At 64.2% G+C, this 23,105-nt stretch carries 17 protein-coding genes; 11 read left to right on the top strand and 6 right to left on the bottom strand.

Annotation, left to right across the window (positions count from 1 at the left end; translation table 11 throughout):
* The first annotated feature begins 65 nt into the window (after positions 1-65).
* Genes GC1_RS16915 through GC1_RS16930 form a run of 4 tightly spaced genes read left to right on the top strand, consistent with a single transcriptional unit; the run spans position 66 to position 4,279 of the window.
* A complete protein-coding gene (locus GC1_RS16915; RefSeq protein WP_029204666.1) occupies positions 66-707 on the top strand; it encodes a TetR/AcrR family transcriptional regulator in 642 nt (213 codons plus the stop codon).
* A complete protein-coding gene (locus GC1_RS16920) occupies positions 707-1,891 on the top strand; it encodes a pyridoxal phosphate-dependent aminotransferase (protein WP_019294806.1) in 1,185 nt (394 codons plus the stop codon). The genes GC1_RS16915 and GC1_RS16920 overlap by 1 nt, the downstream gene beginning before the upstream one ends.
* Complete coding sequence (locus GC1_RS16925) at positions 1,888-3,492, top strand: 5-guanidino-2-oxopentanoate decarboxylase (protein WP_019294805.1); 1,605 nt, start codon at positions 1,888-1,890, stop codon at positions 3,490-3,492. Before GC1_RS16920 ends, GC1_RS16925 begins: the two co-directional genes overlap by 4 nt.
* Before the next feature lie 4 nt (positions 3,493-3,496).
* Positions 3,497-4,279: an arginine deiminase family protein gene (locus GC1_RS16930; RefSeq protein ID WP_019294804.1), complete on the top strand. Its 783-nt coding sequence runs from the start codon at positions 3,497-3,499 to the stop codon at positions 4,277-4,279.
* A gap of 374 nt (positions 4,280-4,653) precedes the next feature.
* Here the strand turns inward: GC1_RS16930 and GC1_RS16935 are convergent, their stop codons facing one another.
* Positions 4,654-6,951 (bottom strand): adenosylcobalamin-dependent ribonucleoside-diphosphate reductase, encoded by a 2,298-nt coding sequence (locus GC1_RS16935; protein WP_019294803.1) that lies wholly within the window; start codon positions 6,949-6,951, stop codon positions 4,654-4,656.
* Positions 6,952-7,145: 194 nt separating this feature from the next.
* Here GC1_RS16935 and GC1_RS16940 point away from each other — a divergent pair, with 194 nt between their 5' ends.
* The gene (locus GC1_RS16940; protein WP_019294802.1) at positions 7,146-7,577 is read left to right on the top strand and encodes a DUF1489 family protein; all 432 of its coding nucleotides are present in this window, start codon (positions 7,146-7,148) and stop codon (positions 7,575-7,577) included.
* 224 nt (positions 7,578-7,801) lie between these two features.
* On the opposite strand, the gene hisG is transcribed toward GC1_RS16940, so the two are convergent.
* The 3 genes from hisG to hisS are packed head-to-tail and all read right to left on the bottom strand — an operon-like array spanning position 7,802 to position 11,075.
* Positions 7,802-8,500, bottom strand: coding sequence for an ATP phosphoribosyltransferase (gene hisG, locus GC1_RS16945; RefSeq protein ID WP_019294801.1), 699 nt, complete (start codon positions 8,498-8,500; stop codon positions 7,802-7,804).
* Complete coding sequence (locus tag GC1_RS16950; protein ID WP_019294800.1) at positions 8,497-9,585, bottom strand: ATP phosphoribosyltransferase regulatory subunit; 1,089 nt, start codon at positions 9,583-9,585, stop codon at positions 8,497-8,499. Before GC1_RS16950 ends, hisG begins: the two co-directional genes overlap by 4 nt.
* A 2-nt stretch (positions 9,586-9,587) precedes the next feature.
* Complete coding sequence (gene hisS / locus GC1_RS16955) at positions 9,588-11,075, bottom strand: histidine--tRNA ligase (RefSeq protein WP_019294799.1); 1,488 nt, start codon at positions 11,073-11,075, stop codon at positions 9,588-9,590.
* A 197-nt stretch (positions 11,076-11,272) separates the two neighbouring features.
* Here hisS and GC1_RS16960 point away from each other — a divergent pair, with 197 nt between their 5' ends.
* Both GC1_RS16960 and GC1_RS16965 read left to right on the top strand, forming a co-directional pair.
* Positions 11,273-11,467, top strand: coding sequence for a SlyX family protein (locus tag GC1_RS16960; protein ID WP_019294798.1), 195 nt, complete (start codon positions 11,273-11,275; stop codon positions 11,465-11,467).
* A 98-nt stretch (positions 11,468-11,565) separates the two neighbouring features.
* On the top strand, positions 11,566-12,189 hold the full coding sequence (locus tag GC1_RS16965; RefSeq protein WP_019294797.1) for a hypothetical protein: 624 nt from the start codon (positions 11,566-11,568) through the stop codon (positions 12,187-12,189).
* A gap of 190 nt (positions 12,190-12,379) precedes the next feature.
* Here GC1_RS16965 and GC1_RS16970 read toward each other — a convergent pair whose 3' ends face one another.
* Together GC1_RS16970 and dnaE are read right to left on the bottom strand one after the other, a co-directional pair.
* Positions 12,380-12,958, bottom strand: a complete 579-nt coding sequence (locus GC1_RS16970) for a 2OG-Fe(II) oxygenase (protein WP_029204665.1) — start codon at positions 12,956-12,958, stop codon at positions 12,380-12,382.
* Between the two features lie 167 nt (positions 12,959-13,125).
* Positions 13,126-16,638, bottom strand: a complete 3,513-nt coding sequence (gene dnaE / locus GC1_RS16975; RefSeq protein ID WP_019294795.1) for a DNA polymerase III subunit alpha — start codon at positions 16,636-16,638, stop codon at positions 13,126-13,128.
* A gap of 361 nt (positions 16,639-16,999) precedes the next feature.
* On the opposite strand from dnaE, the gene GC1_RS16980 reads away from it, so the two are divergent.
* The 4 genes from GC1_RS16980 to GC1_RS16995 are packed head-to-tail and all read left to right on the top strand — an operon-like array spanning position 17,000 to position 23,091.
* Positions 17,000-18,361, top strand: a complete 1,362-nt coding sequence (locus GC1_RS16980) for a xanthine dehydrogenase small subunit (protein WP_019294794.1) — start codon at positions 17,000-17,002, stop codon at positions 18,359-18,361.
* The gene (xdhB, locus tag GC1_RS16985) at positions 18,358-20,652 is read left to right on the top strand and encodes a xanthine dehydrogenase molybdopterin binding subunit (protein WP_019294793.1); all 2,295 of its coding nucleotides are present in this window, start codon (positions 18,358-18,360) and stop codon (positions 20,650-20,652) included. The genes GC1_RS16980 and xdhB overlap by 4 nt, the downstream gene beginning before the upstream one ends.
* Complete coding sequence (gene xdhC, locus GC1_RS16990) at positions 20,642-21,577, top strand: xanthine dehydrogenase accessory protein XdhC (protein WP_019294792.1); 936 nt, start codon at positions 20,642-20,644, stop codon at positions 21,575-21,577. The genes xdhB and xdhC overlap by 11 nt, the downstream gene beginning before the upstream one ends.
* The gene (locus tag GC1_RS16995; RefSeq protein WP_019294791.1) at positions 21,574-23,091 is read left to right on the top strand and encodes an ABC transporter ATP-binding protein; all 1,518 of its coding nucleotides are present in this window, start codon (positions 21,574-21,576) and stop codon (positions 23,089-23,091) included. Before xdhC ends, GC1_RS16995 begins: the two co-directional genes overlap by 4 nt.
* Positions 23,092-23,105 lie beyond the last annotated feature (14 nt).

Here is a 23,105-nt window from a genome sequence, read left to right on the forward strand (position 1 = left end):
AAGCCGCGACTCGCGTAATTATGCAAGTGTATAATTTCTCCGCCAGCACAAAAACAGGAGCTGAGGTGACCGACGAGCGCCGCAAATTCAAACGCGAATCCGCCGAAGCCCGGAAGGAAGCGCTGATTCTCGCCACGCTGGAGCTGGTGGCGGAGAACGGTGTGCGCGGCGCCACGGTGCGGGGCATCGCCCAGCGCGCCGACGTCACCCAGGGTCTGATCCGGCATTACTTCAGCTCCAAGGAAGAGCTGATCATCTCGGCCTATGAACACCATATGAACCAGATGACGGACCTGACCTTCGCCCCCGGTGCGGCGGCAGGCAGCGCCCGGGCGCGGCTCAGGGCTTTTGTCGATGGCTCGCTGACGCCGCCGGTGGTTGATCCGCGCGCGCTGGCGTTGTGGGCCAGCTTCCTGAACAAGGTGCAGAACGACCCGCAGATGAAGGAAACCCACCAGCGCACCTACGCCTACTTCCGCGACCGGCTCGAGGCGCTGATCGCCGCCGCGCTGGAAGAGGCCGGGCGCCCCGCCCCGGCGGCCCGGCTGCGCCAGCTCGCGATTGCCTGCAACGCGGTGATCGACGGCCTGTGGCTGGAGGGCGGCGCCCTGCCGGATGCCTTTGCGCAAGGCGAACTTGTTGAAATAGGACGGCAATCGGTTGCCGCCATCACTGGATTGGATTTGGAGCAGGAGGCTGAAACCTGATGAGGCTGACAGCAATCACCGAACGGCTGGCCGGGCTTGGCGGCGGCAAATGGGAAGTGCACGCACGGGCACGGCAATTGGCTGCAACAGGCGCCGACCTGGTGGAAATGACCATCGGCGAACCGGACGTGCCAACCCCGCCCGAACTGGTCGAAGCCGCCGCGCAGTCGATGCACGCAGGCCGCACCGGCTATTCCGACGGCCGCGGCGAGGCGCATCTGCGCGCCACCTTGGCCGAGGCTTATTCCGACAGCCGCGGGCGGGAATTCGGGCCGGAAAACATCCTCTGCTTCCCCGGCACCCAAACCGCGCTTTATGCCGTGCTGCAAGGCGTGGCCGAGACCGGCACCGAAGTGCTGGTGGGCGACCCTATGTATGCCACCTATGAGGGTGTGATCCGCGCATCCGGTGCGGACATGGTGCCGGTGCCGCTGCGGCCCGAGGCCGGGTTCCGGATGCAGGCCAGCGACATCGCTGCCCGCATCACTCCCCGCAGCCGCGCCATCCTGCTGACGACGCCGCACAACCCGACCGGGGCCATTCTGACACCGCAGGACCTGCGCGAAATCGGCGAGCTGGCAATGAAACACGACCTCTGGATCATCTCCGACGAGGTTTATGAGCACTTGGTGTTTGAGGGTGCTGAATTTGTCTCACCCCTCTCCGACCCGGCACTGGCGGAGCGGGTGATTGCAGTCTCCTCGATCTCTAAGTCCCACGCTGCACCGGGTTTCCGCAGCGGCTGGTGCGCCGGGCCAGAGGCCTTCTGCTCCGCCCTGCTGCCGGTTTCGGAAACCATGCTGTTCGGCAACCAGCCCTTCATCGCCGACATGACCGAAAAGGCGGTGCGCGAAGGCTCCTCTGTCGCCGCAGGCATGACCGCCCGCTTCGCTGCCCGCGCCGCACTGCTGGAACAACGCCTGCACGCCGAAACCCGGCTGCGCGTCCACCACCCCGAGGCAGGCATGTTCGCGCTGATCGACGTCTCCGCCACCGGCATGGATGGCGACACCTATGCCTGGAGCCTTCTGGACAGCGGCGTTGCGGTCATGCCCGGCTCCGCCTTCGGCGAAAGCCTCGGCAATTGGGTCCGCGTTGCCCTGACGATTGATGACGACAGCTTTGCGACCGCGCTTGACCGGATCACCGCCCACGCAAACCGCACTGCAAGAGGCGCCGCATGACCGCAAAAACAGTTGGCGAAGCCCTGGTTGACGGGCTGAAGGCGCGCGGGGTGACTTGCGTGTTCGGTATCCCCGGCGTCCACACGGTGGAACTGTACCGCGGCCTGGCCGCCTCCGGCATCCGCCATGTCACCCCCCGCCACGAACAGGGCGCGGGCTTCATGGCCGATGGCTATGCCCGGGTGTCCGGACAGCCGGGGGTGGCCTTTGTGATCACCGGCCCTGGCCTCACTAACACGCTGACTCCGATGGCCCAGGCCCGCGCAGATTCAGTCCCCATGCTGGTGGTGTCCGGCGTCAACGACAGCGCAACCCTGGGCAAGGGGCTCGGCCACCTGCACGAATTGCCCGACCAGCACGCACTAGCCAAGACCGTGGCGCTGACCTCAGAACATGTCGCCCGGCCCGAAGAGCTGGAGCCCGCCCTGGATCGCGCCTTCGCGCCCTTTGCAATTGGCCGCCCCGGGCCCACGCACATCCAGGTGCCGCTGGACGTGGCAGGTGCCACGTCGCTAAACGGCATTTCCAAGCCCGCCGAAGCGCAGACGGCGCCGGATCCGGCCAAGATCGCCGATGCCGCGAAACGGCTGAGCGCAGCAGGCAAAGTTGTGATCCTGACCGGCGGCGGCGCCAAAACCGCAGACCAATACTTGCAGGCCCTGGCCGAACGCCTCGACGCGCCTGTGGTGCAAACCGTCAACGCCCGCGGGCTGATGCACGGCCACCCGCTGACCGTCCCGGCCAGCCCCAGCCTGCAAGCGGTCCGGGAACTGATCGAAGACGCCGATTGCGTGCTGGCGCTGGGAACCGAGCTGGGGCCGACAGATTACGATATGTATGCCACCGGCAGCATGGCTGACATGGCCGGGCTGATCCGAATCGATATCTGCGCCGCGCAACTGGCCCGTCACGAGGCTGAACTTGCCATCCAGAGCAACGCTGATGCGGCCATCGCCGCGCTGCTTGATGCGCTGCCCGGCACAGCAAAGCACAGCGAAGGCGCGGCCCGTGCCGAACACACACGCGCCGCCGCGCAGGAAGAGATCGGCCCGGACTACCGCCGGCAAGTGGAAGTGCTGAACGCCATGCGTGACACGGTGCCCAATGCCCTGATGGTGGGCGATTCCACCCAACCGATCTATGCCGGCAACCTCTCCTACGACCACGACCGCCCAGGTGGCTGGTTCAATGCTGCCACCGGCTATGGCGCGCTTGGCTATGGCATTCCCGCCGCCATCGGCGCCTCGATTGCCGATCCATCTGCGCATGTGATCTGCATCGCCGGCGACGGCGGCGCCCAGTTCTCTCTGCCTGAGATCATGGCCGCGGTTGATGAAGGCCTGCCCATTACCTTCGTGATCTGGAACAATCGCGGCTATGGAGAGATCGCCTCCTCAATGAAAGCCGTGGACGTTGCGGTTGTCGGCTGCGACCCCACCCCGCCGGATTTCGCAGCCACAGCGCAGTCTTTCGGAATTCCGTTCAGCCGTGTTCCCATGACCCCGCAGACCGTTGCCGTTGCTCTTCAGGAATGCGCCGCACGCGGCACCCCCTCCATCCTCGAAATCGACATCCCCGGACCCGTTCCGGGACAGGAGTAACCTCATGCGAAACCCAACCTTTGAGTTCACCCGCGCCATCACCCGCCGCCCCGCCTCTACCATCGCTGCAGGCCTGCGTGCCGAAGATACCGGCAATCCAAGCCTCGACAGCATGCTGGCCGCCCACACTGCCTATGTCACCGCTCTGCGCAGCACCGGCGCCGAGGTGATCGAACTGGACCCGCTGGAGGCCTTCCCCGACGCCCAGTTTGTCGAGGACACCGCCCTCTGCTTGCCGCAGGGCGCGATCCTGATGCGTCCCGGCGCGCCGTCGCGGCTGGGTGAGGTGTCGGAAATGGCCCCCACCCTGCGCGCTTGCTACGATGATGTCCGCAAAATCACTGGACCCGGCCACATCGAAGGCGGCGACATTCTGGTGACCGGCAAGGAGATCCTGGTCGGCCGGTCCGACCGGACCGACGCGGAAGGCGTTGCCGAGCTTGCTGAAATCACCGCCGAATGGGGCCATGCCTTGCGCGAGGTGTTCACTCCAGAAGGCGTTCTGCACTTCAAGACCGATTGCTCGCTGATGGACGCCGAGACCATTCTGTCGACCAAGCGCCTCGACGCCTCCGGCTGTTTCGAAGGCTACCGGGTGCTGCATGTGGCCGAAGGTGAGGAAGCCGCCGCCAACGCCATCCGTTTCAACAACCTGGTGCTGATGGCCGCAGGCTTCCCGCGCACGGCAGAAGTTCTGGACAAGGCCGGATATGAGATCGTCGAGATCGACAACACCGACTGCGCCAAGCTGGACGGCGGCATGTCCTGCCTGTCGCTGCGGTTCTGATCCCGCCCGCGCCACGCAAACGCTCCGAGGCGGCGTGGAGCTCCATCCGGCTAGGCTGGCGGTGGCTTCGCCCTTCAGCCAAGCCGGAGTCTGAAGCGGCGCCGCACTCGCCAAGCGACAGAACCAGACGTTAGAAAGCCTTGTATTGCCCGGCGCCATCGAGTTGCTTTGCAGACGAGATCCGAAGGCACCATCAAGAAGAGCCGCGGGAATACCGCGCGCACCAATAGCTAACAACAAGGCCAGTGTAAGAACGAATGAGGGCGGAGCATTGTGCTCCGCCCTTATTTTTATGGTTCATTTTTCAGGCTGGAAAACCGAAATTGTGGAATCCGGAAAAGGCACGGTGTGTCCGAAAACAGGACAAAGCCCGCTCACCCGCATTTCGAATGACCGCAGCTGCGGCAGGTCATGCAACCTTCGACCATCTGCATATCGAACTGGCCGCAGCTCGGGCAGGCTTTGCCGCGGGGCTGGTTCAGGTTCACCACCTGCGCCTGCGGGTCGGACTTCAGGCCCATGCCCTCGCCTTCCAGGAAACCGGTTTTTACCATATGGGTCTCGATCACACCGCCGATCGCCGCCAGGATCGAGGGAATGTACTTGCCCTGCACCCAGGCGCCGCCGCGCGGGTCGAACACCGCCTTCAGCTCTTCGACGACAAAGGACACGTCCCCGCCGCGGCGGAACACGGCTGAGATCATCCGGGTCAGCGCCAGCGTCCAGGCGTAATGCTCCATGTTCTTGGAGTTGATGAACACTTCGAACGGGCGGCGGTGGCCGTTGATGATGATGTCGTTGATGGTGAGGTAGATCGCGTGCTCGCTGTCCGGCCACTTCAGCTTGTAGGTATGGCCCTCAAGGCTCTGCGGGCGGTCCAGCGGTTCGGACATGTAAACCACTTCGGCCCCGTCTTCACCCAAACCGCTTTCATGCGGCGCCTGCGCGGTCTCGCCCGGAGCGGTGTCGGCGCTCTCGCTCACCGACAGGACCGAGCCGGTCACGTCGTTCGGGCGGTAGGTGGTGCAGCCTTTGCAGCCCTGATCCCAGGCCTGCATGTAGACGTCCTTGAAGTCGTCAAAGGAGATGTCTTCCGGACAGTTGATGGTCTTGGAGATCGACGAGTCGATCCACTTCTGCGCCGCCGCCTGCATCTTGACATGGGCCGCCGGGCTCAACGTCTGGGCGTTCACGAAATAGTCCGGCAGCTTGGCGTCCGCGCCAAACTTCTCACGGTACATCTGCACTGCGTAGTCGACCACTTCCTCCTCGGTGCGGCTGCCGTCCTTCTGCAGCACCTTTCGGGTATAGGCATAGGCGAAGACCGGCTCAATGCCCGAGGACACGTTGCCCGCATAAAGCGAAATGGTCCCGGTCGGCGCGATGGAAGTCAGCAGCGCGTTGCGGATGCCGTGTTCGCGGATGGCGTCGCGCACGTCTTCGTCCATGTTCAGCATGTTGCCGGAGTTCAGGTACTTGTCGGCGTCGAACAGCGGGAAGGCGCCTTTTTCCTTGGCAAGGTCCACCGACGCCAGATAGGCGGCGCGTGCGATCGCGTGCAGCCATTCGTCGGTCTGGCGCGCTGCCTCGTCGGAGCCGTATTCCAGCCCAAGCATCAGAAGCGCATCGGCGAGGCCGGTCACGCCCAGGCCGATCCGGCGCTTGTTCTTCGCTTCCTGCGCCTGCGCCTCCAGCGGAAACTTGGAGACGTCGACCACGTTGTCCATCATCCGCACTGCGGTGGCGACCAGTTCCTGCATTGCGGCCTGGTCCAGCTGGGCGTCTTTCTCAAACGGGCTGGCCACCAGCCGCGCCATGTTGATCGAGCCCAGCAGGCAGGCACCATAGGGCGGCAGCGGCTGCTCGCCGCAGGGGTTGGTGGCGCAGATATTCTCGATGTAGTTGAGGTTGTTGGCCTTGTTGATGCGGTCGATGAAGATCACGCCCGGTTCGGCATAGTCATAGGTCGCCTGCATGATCTTGTTCCACAGGTCGCGCGCCTCGACGGTGTGATAGACCTTGCCGTCGAACTGCAGCTCCCAGGAGCCGTCGGATTTCACTGCGTCCATGAAGTCATCTGTGACCAGCACCGACATGTTGAACATGCGCAGGCGGGCAGAGTCGGATTTGGCGGTGATGAAGGCCTCGATATCCGGGTGGTCGCAGCGCATCGTTGCCATCATCGCACCCCGGCGGGAGCCTGCGGACATGATGGTGCGGCACATCGCGTCCCACACATCCATGAACGACAGCGGGCCGGAGGCATCCGCCGCTACGCCTTTTACATCGGCACCGCGCGGCCGGATGGTGGAGAAGTCATAGCCGATGCCGCCACCCTGCTGCATGGTCAGCGCCGCCTCTTTCAGCATGTCGAAGATGCCCGACATGCTGTCCGGCACCGTGCCCATCACAAAGCAGTTGAACAGGGTCACCTGGCGCGCGGTGCCGGCGCCTGCGGTGATGCGGCCTGCGGGCAGGTATTTGAAGTCCTCCAGCGCGCCATAGAACTTCTCTTCCCACACGTCCGGCTTCTTCTCCGCCCGCGCCAGGTCGCGCGCGATGCGCCGCCATGTATCCTCGACAGTCACGTCGATCGGCGCGCCATCGGCCTGCTTGAAACGGTATTTCATATCCCAGATCTGCTCGGCGATGGGGGCGGCAAAGCGGCTCATGTGTCGGTCCTTCGGCTCGTTCGGGCTTCATGAAAACGGCTCCGCTGCGGCAGCTCTTTCCGGGCACCGTGGCGAATCCATTTTTTGTTAAGGCTTACTTGCAGCAATAGCGTGGAGAAACACAATACCTTGAAGTCGGTGATCCGTAAACTACTATATACTGTCAAAGCTCTGGACGACTCTGTGGGGAACCTGTGGATAAGCGCGTGAATCTTGTGAAGCTTTCGGTCGGCACCGAAAGCGTCGACAGCCTGATGGCCTGGCAGGAAATGCGCCGTGCGGAACTGCCGGAGGGCCTGCCGCGGCACGTCACCCGCATGTGGCCCAAGCGCGAGGCAGAGATCCTGAACGGCGGCTCGATCTACTGGGTGATCAAGGGGCTGATCCAGTGCCGCCAGCGCATCCTGCGGCTGGATGAGGTCATCGGCGAAGACGGCATCCGCCGCTGCGCCATCATCCTGGACCCGGAGCTGCAGCGCACCCACACGGCGCCGAAACGCCCGTTCCAGGGCTGGCGCTACCTGAAGGCTGAAGACTCCCCTGCCGACCTGCCCGCAGGTAAAAAACAGGAGGAGCCGTTGCCGCTGGAACTTTCCCAGGCACTGGCGGAAATCGGGGTTATCTGAGGCAATCCGCTCCCCCCGCGGCAGCCTCGCCAGCGCCGGGCGTCAGCCCGGCGCACGGCCCAACCGAGGCGGAAACATCTGTGAAGTTTCCAGCAACGGGCGGGAGCACCCCGGCATACGGCATGCACCCGGAACCAAAAATGCGCTCCCGCCCCCTTTTCAGGCATCCATAGATGCCTTGAAGGCGTTGGGCCAAGCCCGCGCGGGCGCGCGGGCAGCAGCGCTTATTTGCGGTGTTCCAGCAGGTCCAGCAGCGTGTTCAGCGCCGCCTTCTCATCGGTGCCGTACTTCGCCACCCGGCTGCGCCACAGGGTGGCCTGCGACTTCAGCACCAGACCGTCGTTCAAGAGCTTCAGGTGATTGGCCCGCAGCGTCTCGCCTGTGGAAGTGATGTCGGCCACCATTTCGGCGGTCTCGTTCTTCACCGTGCCTTCGGTCGCGCCCTGGCTGTCGACCAGCTGGTAATCCGCCACTCCGGCGTCGGTCAGGAACTCCCGCACCAGCCGGTGGTATTTGGTGGCGATCCGCAGCCGGTGGCCATGCGCCGCGCGGAACGCCGATGCGGCAGCGTCCAGATCATCCAGGGTGTCCACGTCGATCCAGAACTGCGGCACCGCCAGGATCAGATCGGCATGGCCGAAGCCCATTTCCGCCAGATCTTCCACCTGCTGCTCGAACCGCGGCAGCTTCTCCTGCACCAGATCGGTGCCGGTCACGCCCAGATGGATCCGCCCCGCAGCCAGTTCGCGCGGGACCTCTCCCGCCGACAGCAGCACCAGCTCCATATTCGACACACCTTCAACCGCGCCCGCGTATTCGCGGTCCGACCCGGTGCGAGACAGCGTCACGCCGCGTTTGGCAAACCAGTCAAAGGTCTTTTCCATCAGCCGCCCCTTGGACGGCACTCCCAGCTTCAGGGTCATTTGCGCGCCTCCTCAAGCTGCAGCATCAGGTCCGGGCGCAGCACACCACCCACTGCGGGGATCTCCTCGCCCTCCCCCAGCTGACGGGTCAGCGCATCATAACGCCCGCCGCTGGCAACCGGCGGCAGATCGGGGCGTGCTTCTGCATAAAAGCCAAAGACAAACCCGTCGTAGTACTCCATCGAGGTGCGCCCGTAGGAGGCCTCGAAATCGAGGTTGTCCACATCCACGCCGCGCGCCTTCATTGCCGCGGTGCGCGCATCCAGCCGGTCCAGCGCCGGGTTGATCTGCGGCAGATCCACCGCGATGTCGCGCATCTGCTCAGTGGCAAAGGGCACAGTTTCCCGCACCGCCATCAGCGCTTCCAGCGCCAGCAATTCGTTTTCGGCTATTGGCGGATGCTTGGCATCCTCGCGCAACGCCTCCACCCGCGCCTGCACCTCTGCCGCACGGCGCTTGCCGATCTCCACGGCAGAGCCGGTCAGGTCGCCCTCGGTTTCCAACAGCTTCCTGCGGCTTTCCGGCACCGGGCTACGGCCTGCAAAACGGTCCAGCAAGGAGCGGAAGCGGCGCGGCCGCCAGATATGGCGCATCAGCGCCGCCTTGCGCTTCTCGGTGGTGTTCAGCCCTTCGACCGCCGCCATCAGAATGCCGATGTCACCGGTCGCTGCGCGCAGCGGCAGCCCGCGCACCTGCAGCGCAAACAGCGAAAATACTTCCGCGTCCGCCGCCGCGGCACCATCACGCTCGAACACCTCATAGCCAACCTGCAAGTATTCGTTGGGCCGGTCCGGGTCGATCTCCTGGCGCCGGAACACCTCGCCGGAATAGGTATAGCGCGCAGGCTCGGCACCATGGCGCATATGCGCCTCCACCACCGGCACGGTGAAGTCGGGACGCAGCATCTGTTCGCCGCGCAAGGCGTCAGTGGTCACATAGGCACGCGCCCGGATGTCCTCACCGTAAAGATCCAGCAACGTGCCGGCCCGCTGCAGCAGCGGTGTGTCCACCACCTGCGCCCCTGCGGCCTCAAAGCGGACCCTCAGCTGGGCGGCGCGGGCCTGTATGTCGGAACGAAGCGTCATGATCAGCCCTGCCCGTCCAGGATTTCGCGCACCTTGGCGACCAGTTCGGTGCGGGGCACTTCGAACTGGCTGGGGCGTTCCTTCCACTCTTCCAGCGTCGCGCTTTCGGCGATCTTGGCGCCCAGGATCAGGTCCTTGATCTGCACCACGCCATTGGCCTTCTCGTCACCGCCTTCAATCACCGCGACCGGAGAGTTCCGCTTGTCCGCGTACTTCAGCTGGTTGCCGAAGTTCTTGGGGTTGCCCAGATAGACCTCAGCCCGGATACCCGCATTGCGCAGCTCTGCCACCATCGCCTGATAATCCGCCATCCGGTCGCGGTCCATCACTGTGACCACAACCGGGCCGGTTGCCTCGGCGCTCAAACGCCCCTTGGCATGCAGCGCCGCCAGCAGCCGGTCAACGCCGACCGAGACACCCACCGCAGGCACTTCCTGCCCTGTAAAGCGCTTGACCAGCCCGTCATAACGGCCACCACCAGAGACCGAGCCGAACTGCCGCTTGCGGCCTTTCTCGTCGAGGATCTCAAAGGTCAGCTCCGCCTCGAACACCGGCCCGGTGTAATAGCCCAGCCCGCGCACAACCGAGGGGTCAATCTCGATCCGGTCCTTGCCGTAGCCGCCCGCGGCCAGCAGCTCACCGATCTGCTCGAGCTCGGCAATGCCGTCCTGACCGACCTTGCTGTCGCCCACGGCAGTGCGCAAGTTGGCGATGGTGCCCGCCGCATCTGCCGCCTTGGATGTCAGGAACGCCAGCACCGGCGCTGCTTGATCGTCCGACAGGCCAACCCCGTCGATAAAGGCGCCCGAGGCATCCAGGCGGCCTTTAGTCAGCAGTTCGCGCACGCCGGCCTCGCCCACCTTGTCGAACTTGTCGATGGTGCGCAGAACGTCGTCACGCTTGGCATCGCCATCACCCAGGCCCATCGCCTCCAGCACGCCGTTCAGAACCTTGCGGTTGTTGACCCGCACCAGGTAATCGCCGCGCGGAATGCCAACGGTTTCCAGCGTGTCGGACAGCATCGCGCAAATCTCTGCATCCGCCGCCATCGAGGCCGTGCCGACAGTATCCGCATCGCACTGATAGAACTGGCGGAAGCGGCCCGGTCCTGGCTTCTCGTTGCGCCAGACCGGCCCCATCGCATAGCGGCGGTAAGGTGTCGGTAGGTCGTTGCGGTGCTGGGCATAGACCCGCGCCAGCGGCGCCGTCAGGTCATAACGCAGCGCCATCCAGTCGCCGTTGCCGTCCTCTTCGGTCTCCTGCCAGGCAAACACGCCTTCGTTCGGGCGGTCCACGTCGGGCAGGAATTTTCCCAAAGCTTCAACGGTTTCCACCGCCGAGCTTTCCAGCGCCTCAAACCCGTAATGATGATACACACCCGCGATGGCCCGCAGCATCTCGCTGCGCTGGGTCACCTCCGCACCGAAATAGTCACGGAACCCCTTCGGCGTCTGCGCCTTGGGGCGGGGCTGTTTCTTCACTTTGGCCATATCCGGCCTCCTCACGGGTAGCGGTTTCACTCGCGTGGCGGTCTAACGGAAGCAGCCCCGCGCGGCAAGGCTGCGAAGGGTCCAGCACCTGCGTCCTTTCACCCGAAATTCTCATCTTGAACATGCGCGCGGCTTGGTGATGGACGCAGCCCGCCAAAGCGCCTATCTAAGCGCATCCGCAATCAAAGGTGTGACCCATGCAGCATCTGGAAGAGCAAATCGCCCATCTGACCCGCAGCGTGGACGAAATGAGCGACGTGATCGCCCGCCAGCAGCAGGAGATCGACGTGCTGACCCGCCGCGTTGCCATGCTGATGCAGCGCGAAGCCACCCGCGAGCAGGAAGGCACCGGTGGCGTGGTCTTCGCCGACGAACGCCCGCCGCATTACTGACGCCTGCCCCGAAAACCACGGTTTCCCTTGATCCAAGCGCCCGCGCCGCGCAGGCTGTCACATGTGTATTCTGTGACAAGTGATTGGGGGACACGGCCATGGCACCATCCAACGACCCGGTGGAATTCGTCGAAAAAGGCATCGATAGGCTCCACACCCGCGTGCTGTTTTACCTCAAGAAGGTCTGGAAACGCGTCCGCTCGCTGTTGATGCCCCTGCGCAAGTTCATGAAGAAAATGCTCTCGGCGGCCAAGTCCATCGCCAAGACCGCCGGCAAGAAGGCAGTCGCGCAGGTCACCTCTGCCGGGCAAACGGTGCTCAATCTGCTGGACCGGGTGGAGCAGATGCTGAAGACCATGATCAAGCTGGGCCAGCGCATCCTTGATACCATCCGCAAGAACACCGACCGTTCCCGTCTGGTCCGGGTGCTGAAAACCGTGGTCCGCAAATACGTCGAGATGTTCCGCCAGGTCTGGGGCTGGGTGCAGGAGATCTGGGAGCAGATCGGCCTGCTCGACACCGCGCTGTCGATCCTGAACCGCTTTGCCTCAGTGCTGCAAATCGTCTTTGGCTGGATCAAGGAGCTTACCACGATCCTGGGCGGCGTGAAGAAGGTGAAGGGGATGCTGAAAAAGGTGGTAAAAACCCTGCGGCTGGAAATGAAGGATGCCATCCGCCTGCTGAAAGACACCGCCAAGCTGCCAGTGCCGAAGGAGGCCTAAGCCCGCGCCTGCCTCAAACGGGCCTGCGGCAGCCCGTGGGATGGCGCCCCGGCGGTTGTGTTTGGCAGTTTATCCCGGCCAAGTCCGTAGAACTTATCCGGCGGAGCACTTTGCCTCACCAGTGCGCCAGCCCGCCCGAACGGTCTGCCGCAGGCCCGGAGCGCTCCGCGCCGTTGTTCCGGGCCTGGGTTTATTCGTCCGATTCAAACATTACATCTGTGCGCAATGCGTATTTCACGCCAGACACCACAGGGTCCCCGCGGTGCGACAAAGGGTGATGAAAGAAAAGAGCCTTGCCGGTTGCAGGCTGAATGGTGAAATCCGCAAAACGGAAAGGCGAAAACACATCCGCGAAACTGGTTCCGCCACCCTCAAAGCCTTCGTTGAGATAAAGCATCATTGTAAAACGGCTCACGGTGCCATGTGCGCTGCGGTACTCCCCATCCTGATGCCAGTCGAAGAAATGGCCGGGATGATACCTGTACAATCGGAACCGCTCATTCACTCCAACCACCGCAGCGCCTTTGAACGGAGCAGAGAAGAATGGGCTCACTTTTTGCCACAAAGCTGCTGCAAGCACTGGGTCATCAAAGATCACCCGGTCATTGTTCCGGATATCCGGAACCGCTTTGACACCGCATTCAGTGTTGATCGTCGCCCTTTTGAACCCAAGTTCATACGCCTTGGCGATCATCTGTGTGCAGAAATCTGAGGATACAAATTCAGCCGCCTCGAAAACACGGCCATTCAATACATCGGGAATGTTCACTGTTTTTACTCCGGTTTGACAGTACGAAAGGTCGTCCAAGTCATGCCGGAGGCATCAATGGTGTCTGCCCCGTAAAAGCACGTGGTGACAACAAGGTTTATGCAGTAGCCGCTCCATGCTGCCACCGCTAACCGCTGTCTAACCTGCTGTCAATCTTTGCGGGAATCCTAGATCTCCTCCACATCCATCACCCCGTCCAGCGACTTCAGCGCGCCCTTGATCTGCGGGTTGATCGGGAAGGGCTGGCCCAGGTCCATCTCCACATCACCGGGCAGGCCGGGATCCTGCAGGTACATGTAGACCTCCCCGCGCGAGGCATTGCGGGCCGCTGCCTTGGCGTCCTCCAGCACCTGCGCCACGGTGCCAACCGCCGCCGCGTCACTCAGGTAGACCCGCAGGGAACAGCGCCCGGCGTCGGCAATGGCGCTGTCCACCGGACCAACCGAGCGCACCAGCAGTTTCAGCTGGTCGCTTTCCATTGTCGCCTCAGCCGTAATCACCACCTTGGCGCCGGTTTCCAGAAACTCGCGGGACTTCTCCAGCACCTCGGAGAACAGCGTCACCTCATAGGCGCCTGAGGGGTCGCTGAGCTGGGCAAAGGCAAAGCGGTTGCCGCGGGCGGATTTACGCTCCTGCCGGCCCGCAACGACGCCGCCCATCTTGGCCATGAACGGCCCGCGTTCGGCCTTGGCTGTCACCTCGTCCAGTGTCATCACCTTCTTGCGCTTCAGCGCGGGCATGTAGTCGTCCAGCGGGTGGCCCGAGAGGTAAAAGCCGATCGCCTTGAATTCCTCAGACAGGCGCTCGGCCGGCAGCCAGTCCGGCACATTGGGCAACCGCGGCTCCGGCAGGTCCTCGCCCGCTTCTCCGAACAGCGACACCTGGCTGGAATTCCTCTGGTCATGCACCGCGGCGGAGTAATCCACCAGTGCGCCCAGGCTCTCAAACACCCGGCGGCGGTTGCTGTCCAGCTGGTCAAAGGCCCCCGCCCGCGCCAGCATCTCCAGCGGCCGCTTGCCGACCTTCTTGAGGTTCACCCGGCGGGCAAAGTCGTAGACGTTGACAAAGGGCTTCTCGTACTCGCCCTCCTTGCGCGCCTCGGCCACCAGCCGCATCACGTCCAGGCCGACGTTCTTCAGCGCGCCCAGCGCATAGACCAGCTCACCGTTGACCACGTTGAAGGTCGCCAGCGAGCGGTTGATGCAGGGCGGCACGTATTTCAGCCCCAGCCCCTTCTTCACTTCCTCGAAGTAGATCGCCAGCTTGTCGGTCAGATGGATATCGCAGTTCATGACGCCGGCCATGAACTCCACCGGGTGGTTCGCCTTGAGCCAGCCGGTCTGGTAGGACACCACCGCATAAGCCGCGGCGTGGGATTTGTTGAAGCCGTAGTTGGCGAATTTCTCCAACAGGTCGAAGACCTCACTGGCCTTTTTCTTGTCGACGCCGTTTTCCGCCGCGCCCTTCTCGAATTTCGGGCGCTCGGCGTCCATCGCCTCCTTGATCTTCTTACCCATCGCCCGGCGCAGCAGGTCCGCACCGCCAAGGGTATAGTTCGCCATCACCTGGGCGATCTGCATCACCTGTTCCTGATAGACGATGATGCCCTGGGTTTCCTCCAGGATGTGGTCGATCAGCGGGTGCACCGAAGTGATCTCGCGCTGGCCGTTCTTGACCTCGCAATAAACCGGGATGTTCTCCATCGGGCCGGGACGGTACAGCGCCACCAGCGCCACGATGTCCTCGATACAGGTGGGTTTCATGCGCTTCAGCGCATCCATCATGCCGGTGGATTCCACCTGGAACACCGCCACCGTCTTGGCGCGCGAGTAGAGGTCATAGGTGACCGTGTCGTCCAGCGGAATGGCGTTGATCTGGTTCTCCGCCCCCTCCGGCGGCTCATAGAGCTGGGTGCCGTCCTCGGCGATATGCAGATCGCGCCCTGACTGGAAAATCAGGTCCATGGCGTTTTGAATGACGGTCAGCGTCTTCAGGCCCAGGAAGTCGAACTTCACGAGGCCCGCCTGTTCCACCCATTTCATGTTGAACTGGGTCGCAGGCATGTCCGAACGCGGATCGCGGTAAAGCGGCACCAGCGCGTCCAGAGGCCGGTCGCCGATCACCACACCCGCCGCGTGGGTGCCGGCAGAACGCAGCAGGCCTTCGACCTGCTGGCCATAGGTCAAGAGCCGATCCACCACCGGCTCGTTGCGGGCCTCCTCGCTGAGGCGCGGCTCTTCCTTCAGCGCGTCGGCGATCGACATCGGCTTCACGCCTTCGACCGGGATCAGCTTGGACAGCCGGTCCACCTGGCCGTAGGGCATCTGCAAGACCCGCCCCATGTCGCGCACCGCCGCCTTGGACAAAAGCGCGCCAAAGGTGATGATCTGCCCCACCTTGTCGCGCCCGTACTTTTCCTGCACGTATTTGATCACCTCTTCCCGGCGGTCCATGCAGAAGTCGATATCGAAGTCCGGCATCGAGACCCGTTCCGGGTTCAGGAAGCGTTCGAAAAGCAGGGAGTAGCGCAGCGGGTCAAGGTCGGTAATGGTCAGCGCATAAGCCACCAGCGAGCCCGCACCGGAGCCCCGCCCCGGCCCGACCGGAATGTCGTGGTCCTTGGCCCATTGGATAAAGTCGGCAACGATCAGGAAGTAGCCGGGGAAGCCCATCCCCTCGATGATGCCCAGCTCGAAATCGAGCCGCTCCTGGTATTCCTCAACGCTGACAGCATGCGGGATCACTGCAAGACGCTGCTGCAGGCCTTCGTTAGCGATGCGGCGCAGCTCCGCCACCTCGTCATCGGCGAACTTCGGCAGGATCGGATCGCGCCGGTAGGCCATGAAGGCGCAGCGCTTGGCGATTTCAACCGTGTTTTCAATCGCCTCCGGCAGGTCGGCAAACAGCGCAACCATCTCCTCCTGGCTCTTGAAGTAATGCTGCGCGGTCAGCCGCCGGCGCGGCTCCACCTGATCGACATAGGCGCCCTCGGCGATACAGATCATCGCGTCATGCGCCTCGAACATCTCCGTGCTGGGGAAATAGACGTCATTGGTGGCGACCAGCGGCAGCTCCATGGCATAGGCCATCTCCACATGGCCGCGCTCTGTCTGCTTCTCTGCCTCGGGCTGGCCGTGCTCGCCCGGGTGGCGCTGCAACTCGACATACAGGCGGTCCGGGAAAATTTCTTTCAGCCGCTGCATCAATGCTTCCGCTGCCGGCCGCTGCCCCATCTGCAGCAGCCGCCCCACTGGCCCGTCCGGCCCGCCGCTGAGGCAGATCACATCACCGGCATTCGCCTCAAGCTCCTCCAGCGTCACATGCGGCAGCTCTCCCCCCTGCCGCAGATACAGGCAGGAGTTCAGCTTCATCAGATGCTCGTAGCCTGCCTCGCTCTGCGCCAGCAGCACCAGCGGCGCGGGCGGCTTGGGCCGCTCGCCCGGGGCCGGTTCGGTGAAGCGCAGATCCACCTGGCAGCCGATGATCGGCTGCACCCCGGCACCGCTGGCAGACACGGAAAACTCCAGCGCCGAGAACAGGTTGTTGGTGTCCGTCACCGCAATCGCGGGCATTTCATGCTTCTTGCACAGGTCCGGCAGCTTCTTCAGCCGCACAGCGCCTTCCAGCAGCGAATATTCGGTATGGGTGCGCAGGTGAATGAATCGGGGAGAGCTTGTCATGCCGCCACGCTATCTTATTGACACGCAGGGGTGAAAGGGCGATCTGCGCACTGAACACCCGCCAAAACCGGTGTGGTGGGCGCTGCATTTTATCCATTTTGTTGAAACTCTTTCGCATCCAGCGCGTAAAGCCCCCGCAAACATGCGGATAAAACGCATAAATATGAATGTTCTACCCGCATAGCCCGCAATTTTCTTGCTCCGCAAAATACTGCAGCGCAGCACCGGTTTTCCTTGCTTTGGTAACGGGCCGCTCCCTAGGCTGTTGTCAGCAAGCAATAAAACAGCCCGCTTCCCCCTCTGCGCCGCATCGAGGGGGCGGCACAGAGGGTCAACAGGGTAAAGCGGCGGTATCGGGAAGATGGCACTCACCTTTCGTCTGAATGGTGAAGAGGTCCGCATTCCGGACGCAGATCCGTCGGCAACTTTGCTGGACTGGCTGCGCGACGAAAGGGGGCTTACCGGCACCAAAGAAGGCTGCAACGAGGGCGATTGCGGCGCCTGCACCGTCATGGTCACCGACGCGCGCGGTTCCAAGGCTCTCAACGCCTGCATCCTGTTCCTGCCGCAGCTGAACGGTAAATCCGTCCGAACCGTCGAGGGTGCCGCAGGCCCGGACGGCAGCCTGCACCCAATGCAGCAGGCAATGGTGGACCATCACGGCAGCCAATGCGGCTTCTGCACCCCCGGCTTCATCATGTCGATGGTGACCGCCCACGCAAATGGCGCCACGGACTTCGACGACCAGCTGGCAGGTAACCTGTGCCGCTGCACCGGCTACGCCCCGATCATTCGCGCGGCTGAGGCCGCCAAGGATGCCCCGGTGCCGGACTGGATCACCCGCGACCGCCCGGTTGCCCCCGGTCCGCAGCCGCTAATGCCGCAGTCGGCAGACGAACTGGCGGAACTCTGCGAACAAACCCCGGATGCAACGCTGATCGCCGGCGCCACTGACGTCGGCCTCTGGGTCACCAAGCAGCTGCGCCACCTGCCGCAGATGATCTTCCTTGATGGCTGCGCGGACCTGAAGGGCATCGAGGTCACCGGCACCACCGTCCGCATCGGTGCCATGGCCGACATGAACGCCCTGCGCGCCGCGATGGAACCGCTGCATCCCTCCTTTGCTGAAATGCTGCGCCGCTTCGCCTCCCAGCAGGTGCGCGCCGCGGCCACCGTCGGCGGCAATATCGCCAACGGCTCCCCCATTGGCGACACGCCGCCCGCCTTGATCGCGCTGGATGCCACCCTGCACCTGCGCAAGGGGAACAGCCGCCGCGAACTGCCGCTGGAGGATTTCTTCCTCGACTATGGCAAGCAGAACCGCCAGCCCGGCGAGTTTGTCGAGGCCGTCAGCTTCCCCCGCCGGCCTGATACCCTCAAGGTTTACAAGCTGTCCAAACGCTTCGACCAGGACATCTCCGCCGTGCTCGGCGCTTTCAATATCACCGTGGAGAACGGCCGGATCACCGCCGCCCGCATTGCATTCGGCGGCATGGCAGGCATCCCAAAGCGCGCCCCCCATGTGGAGGCCGCGCTGACCGGCCAGCCCTGGGATCAGGCCTCGATCCAATCCGCCGCCGCCTCGTTTGATCAGGACTTCACTCCGATGACCGACATGCGCGCCTCCGCCGGCTACCGGCTGGAAACCGCGCGCAACATGCTCACCCGCTACTTCGCCGAGAAGGACGGCCAGGCGGTTTCGGTGCTGGAGGTCCGCCCATGAGCGTCTCCAAACCCCTTCCCCATGACGCCGCAGATCTGCATGTGACCGGCGCCGCCCGCTATGTGGACGACATTCCCACGCCCGTCGGCACCCTGCATCTGGCCTTTGGCCTTTCCCCCATCGCCCGCGGCCATATCACCGGCATGCACCTGCACGATGTGCAGCACAGCCCCGGCGTCGCTGCGGTGATGACCGCCAAGGGGCTGCCGTTTTCCAACGACGTCTCCCCTTCGATTCATGACGAGCCGCTGCTGGCGGCGGGCACCGTCAACTACGTCGGCCAGCCGGTGTTTCTGGTGGTCGCCGACAGCCACCGCAATGCCCGCATCGCCGCCCGCAAGGGTAAGGTCGACTATCAGGAAGAACCCGCCCTGCTGACCCTGGACGCGGCGCTGGCCGCCGACAGCCGGTTCGAGGAAGGCCCGCGCATTTATCAGAAAGGCGACGCTGCTGCCGCAATCGACGCGGCCCCGCGGATCGTCGAAGGCAGCTTCGAACTCGGCGGGCAGGAGCATTTCTACCTCGAAGGCCAGGCGGCCATGGCCTGGCCGCAGGAGGACGGCGGCATGCATGTCTTCTCCTCCACCCAGCACCCGACCGAGATCCAGCACAAGGTCGCCGACGCTATCGGCCTGCCGATGCACGCCGTGCGCGTCGAGACCCGCCGCATGGGCGGCGGCTTCGGCGGCAAGGAAAGCCAGGGCAACGCTCTGGCTGTCGCCTGTGCGGTTGCGGCGCGGCTGACCGGCAAGCCCTGCAAGATGCGCTATGACCGCGACGACGACATGGTCATCACCGGCAAGCGCCACGCCTTCCGCATCTCCTACCGTGCCGGGTTCGGTGACGATGGGCAGCTGCAGGGCATCGAGTTCCTGCATCTGGCCGATTGCGGCTGGGCCCAGGACCTGTCGCTGCCGGTCGCTGACCGGGCGATGCTGCACGCCGACAACGCCTATCTGATCCCCAGCATCCGCATCGAAAGCCATCGCCTGCGCACCAACCGGCAAAGCGCCACCGCCTACCGCGGCTTCGGCGGCCCGCAGGGCATGGTGGGGATCGAGCGGGTGATGGACCACATTGCCCATGACCTCGGGATCGACCCGGCGGAGCTGCGGCAGCGGAACTATTATGCGGCACCGGCGGAGGCGAAGCCGGACAACACCACGCCCTACGGCATGGAAGTCACGGATTTCGAGCTGCACGGGATGACGGCGGATCTGCTGCGTTCCTCGGACTACGCTGCCCGCAAGGCGGCGATTGCCGAATGGAACAAGACCCAGACCCACCTGAAGCGCGGCATCGCCTTCTCCCCCGTGAAATTCGGCATTTCCTTCACCCTCACCCACCTCAACCAGGCCGGCGCCCTTGTGCATGTCTATCAGGACGGCTCCGTGCATCTGAACCACGGCGGCACCGAGATGGGCCAGGGCCTGTTCCAGAAGGTGGCGCAGGTCGCCGCCAGCCGCTTCGGCATCCCACTGGAGAAGGTCAAGATCACCGCCACCGACACCGGCAAGGTGCCCAATACCTCTGCCACCGCCGCCTCTTCCGGCTCCGACCTCAACGGCATGGCGGTGAAGGCCGCCTGCGACACCATCCGCGCCCGCATGGCCGAGCATCTGGCGCTGCAGCATCAGGCGAGGCCCGGCGATGTGGTGTTCAAAAACGGCCAGGTGCGGGTCGGCCAGGACGTAATGACCTTCGATCAGGCCGCCATGGCCTGCTACCAGGGCCGCATCAGCCTGTCGGCCACCGGCTTCTACAAGACACCCAAGGTCGAATGGGACCGGATCAAGGGCCAGGGCCGCCCGTTCTACTACTTCGCCTATGGCGCCGCAGTGACAGAAGTGGCGGTGGATGCCCTGACCGGCGAGAACCGCATCCTGCGCTGCGATATCCTGCATGACGCCGGCGCCTCGCTGAACCCGGCGCTGGACGTGGGCCAGATCGAAGGCGGCTATGTGCAGGGCGCCGGCTGGCTGACCACCGAGGAGCTGGTCTGGGACGACGCCGGCCGCCTGCGCACCCACGCGCCCTCCACATACAAAATCCCCGCCTGCTCAGACCGGCCCGATGTGTTCAACGTGAAACTCTGGGACGGGCAGAACCGCGAGGACACCATCTACCGCTCCAAGGCGGTGGGCGAGCCGCCCTTCATGCTGGGCATCTCCGCCTGGCTGGCGCTCAGCGATGCGGTCGCGGCCTTCGGGCCGGCCTACCCGGCGCTGAACGCGCCCGCGACGGCAGAGGAAGTCTGGCGCGCAATCCGGAGGGTGCGCGATGGGATTTGACCTGCAAGCCCTCCGCGCGGCAGTTGCCGAACATGGCCGCGTGACCCGCGTGGTCATTGCCGCCATCCGCGGCTCCTCCCCGCGCGAGCCGGGCACCGCCATGCTGGTCTGGGAATCAGGCCAGAGCGGCACCATCGGCGGCGGCACCTTGGAGTTCGAGGCTGCCGAAGCCGCGCGGGATCTGATCGCCCCAAAACGTTTCAGCACCCACGCGCTGGGTCCGGACCTGGGCCAGTGCTGCGGCGGCGCTGTCACCCTGCTGAGTGAAGTCTACGAGGCTTCCGATCTGGACAGCCTGGACAGCGAAATCATTGCCCGCCCCGCCGCCCCCGCGCCGATGCCGATGGCGGTGAAACGCATCCTTGCCGCCGCCCGCAGCCAAGGCATCCCGCCCGAACCGCAGCTGGTCGATGGCTGGATGATCGAACCGGTTCACCATCCCAGCCGCGCGGTCTGGATCTGGGGCGCCGGCCACGTCGGCCGTGCGCTGGTGAACGTTCTGGCGCCGCTGCCGGACATGGCAATCACCTGGGCCGACACGGCGCCAGAACGGTTCCCGGCTGACGTCCCAACCGGTGTCACCACGGTTCCGGCTGCTGACGTTGCGCTCCTTGTGCCGCATGCACCTGAAAACGCTGCGCATTTGGTGCTGACCTATTCCCACGCGCTGGATCTGGCGCTATGCCACGCCTTGCTGGGCCACGGCTTCGCTTTTGCCGGGCTGATCGGCTCCAGAACCAAATGGGCGCGGTTCCGCTCCCGCCTGGCGGCCCTGGGCCACAGCCCGGAACAGATTTCACGGATCACCTGCCCGATCGGCGATCCGGAGCTTGGAAAACATCCGCAAATGATTGCGGTCGGCGTTGCGGCCCAGCTGCTGCGCCACAGTGCAAAAGATGAACTGAGAGAGGGCGCACGCGCGTGACTGTACCACTGTTGAGCCTGCAGGGCCTGACCAAGGCCTACCCCGGAGTGGTGGCAAATGACACCGTCTCCTTTGACATCGGCGAGGGCGAAGTGCATGCCCTCCTGGGCGAAAACGGCGCCGGCAAGTCGACGCTGGTCAAGATGATCTACGGGCTGGTCAAACCCGACAACGGCAAGATGCTGCTGCGCGGCCAGCCCTATGAACCCGCCGAGCCGCGCCAGGCGCGCGCCGACGGCATCGCCATGGTGTTCCAGCATTTCTCGCTGTTCGACGCGCTCAATGTTGCCGAAAACATCGCGCTCGGCATGGAAAACCCGCCGGAGATGCGCGACCTTGCGGCGCGCATCCGCGAGGTGTCGGAAACTTATGGCCTGCCGCTGGATCCGTTCCGCACCGTCGGCGACCTGTCGGCAGGCGAGCGCCAGCGGGTCGAGATCATCCGCTGCCTGCTGCAGGACCCGAAACTGCTGATCATGGACGAACCGACCTCGGTGCTGACCCCGCAGGAGGTGGAGATCCTGTTCAAGACCCTGCAGAAGCTGCAGTCCGAAGGCACCTCGATCCTCTATATCTCCCACAAGCTGGAGGAAATCCGCACCCTCTGCGACCACGCCACCATCCTGCGGCTGGGCAAGAATGTGGGCGAATGCATCCCCTCCGAGACCTCCGCCCGCGACATGGCCGAGATGATGGTCGGCAGCACCCTGCAGACCCCCGAACGCGGCAGCCGCGAGTTCGGCGCTGTGGCGATGGACATTTCCGGCCTGTCGGTCCCTGCCCCTTCCGCCTTTGGCACCGCGCTCAAGAACGTGCATCTGACCGTGCGCAAGGGCGAGATCCTCGGCATTGGCGGCGTGGCCGGCAATGGCCAGGACGAGCTGCTGGGCGTGCTGTCGGGCGAAACCCTGACCGAGGCGGATGCGGTAAAACTGCACGGGGAGCCGATCGGCAAGCTTGGCCCCACCGCCCGCCGCAAGCTCGGCGTGCTGGCCGCGCCGGAGGAACGCCTCGGCCACGCCGCCGCCCCGGACATGAGCCTCACGGAGAACGCCATGCTCACCGGCTCGGTGCGCGAGGGGCTGGAGAAAAACGGCTTCCTCGACTGGGGCGCCACCAAGGATTTTGCCGAGCGCATCATCAAGGCGTTTGACGTCCGCACACCGGGTCCCGGCAATGCTGCGCGGTCGCTCTCAGGTGGCAACCTGCAGAAATTCGTGATCGGCCGCGAGGTGCTGCAGGACCCGGATGTGCTGGTTGTGAACCAGCCGACCTGGGGCGTCGATGCCGCCGCAGCCGCCGCCATCCGCCAGTCGCTGCTCGATCTGGCCGCCAAAGGCGCCGCGGTGATCTGCATCAGCCAGGATCTGGATGAGCTGATGGAAATCTCCGACAGCTTTGCCGCCCTCAATGAAGGCCGCCTCAGCGCCCCGCGCGAAGCCGCAGGCCTGACGGTGGACGAGATCGGCCTGATGATGGGCGGCGCCCACGGCATGGAGGTGGCGCATGTCTGACCTCCGCAACAGAA

Source organism: Leisingera sp. ANG1, assembly GCF_000203975.2.
Classification (GTDB): domain Bacteria; phylum Pseudomonadota; class Alphaproteobacteria; order Rhodobacterales; family Rhodobacteraceae; genus Leisingera.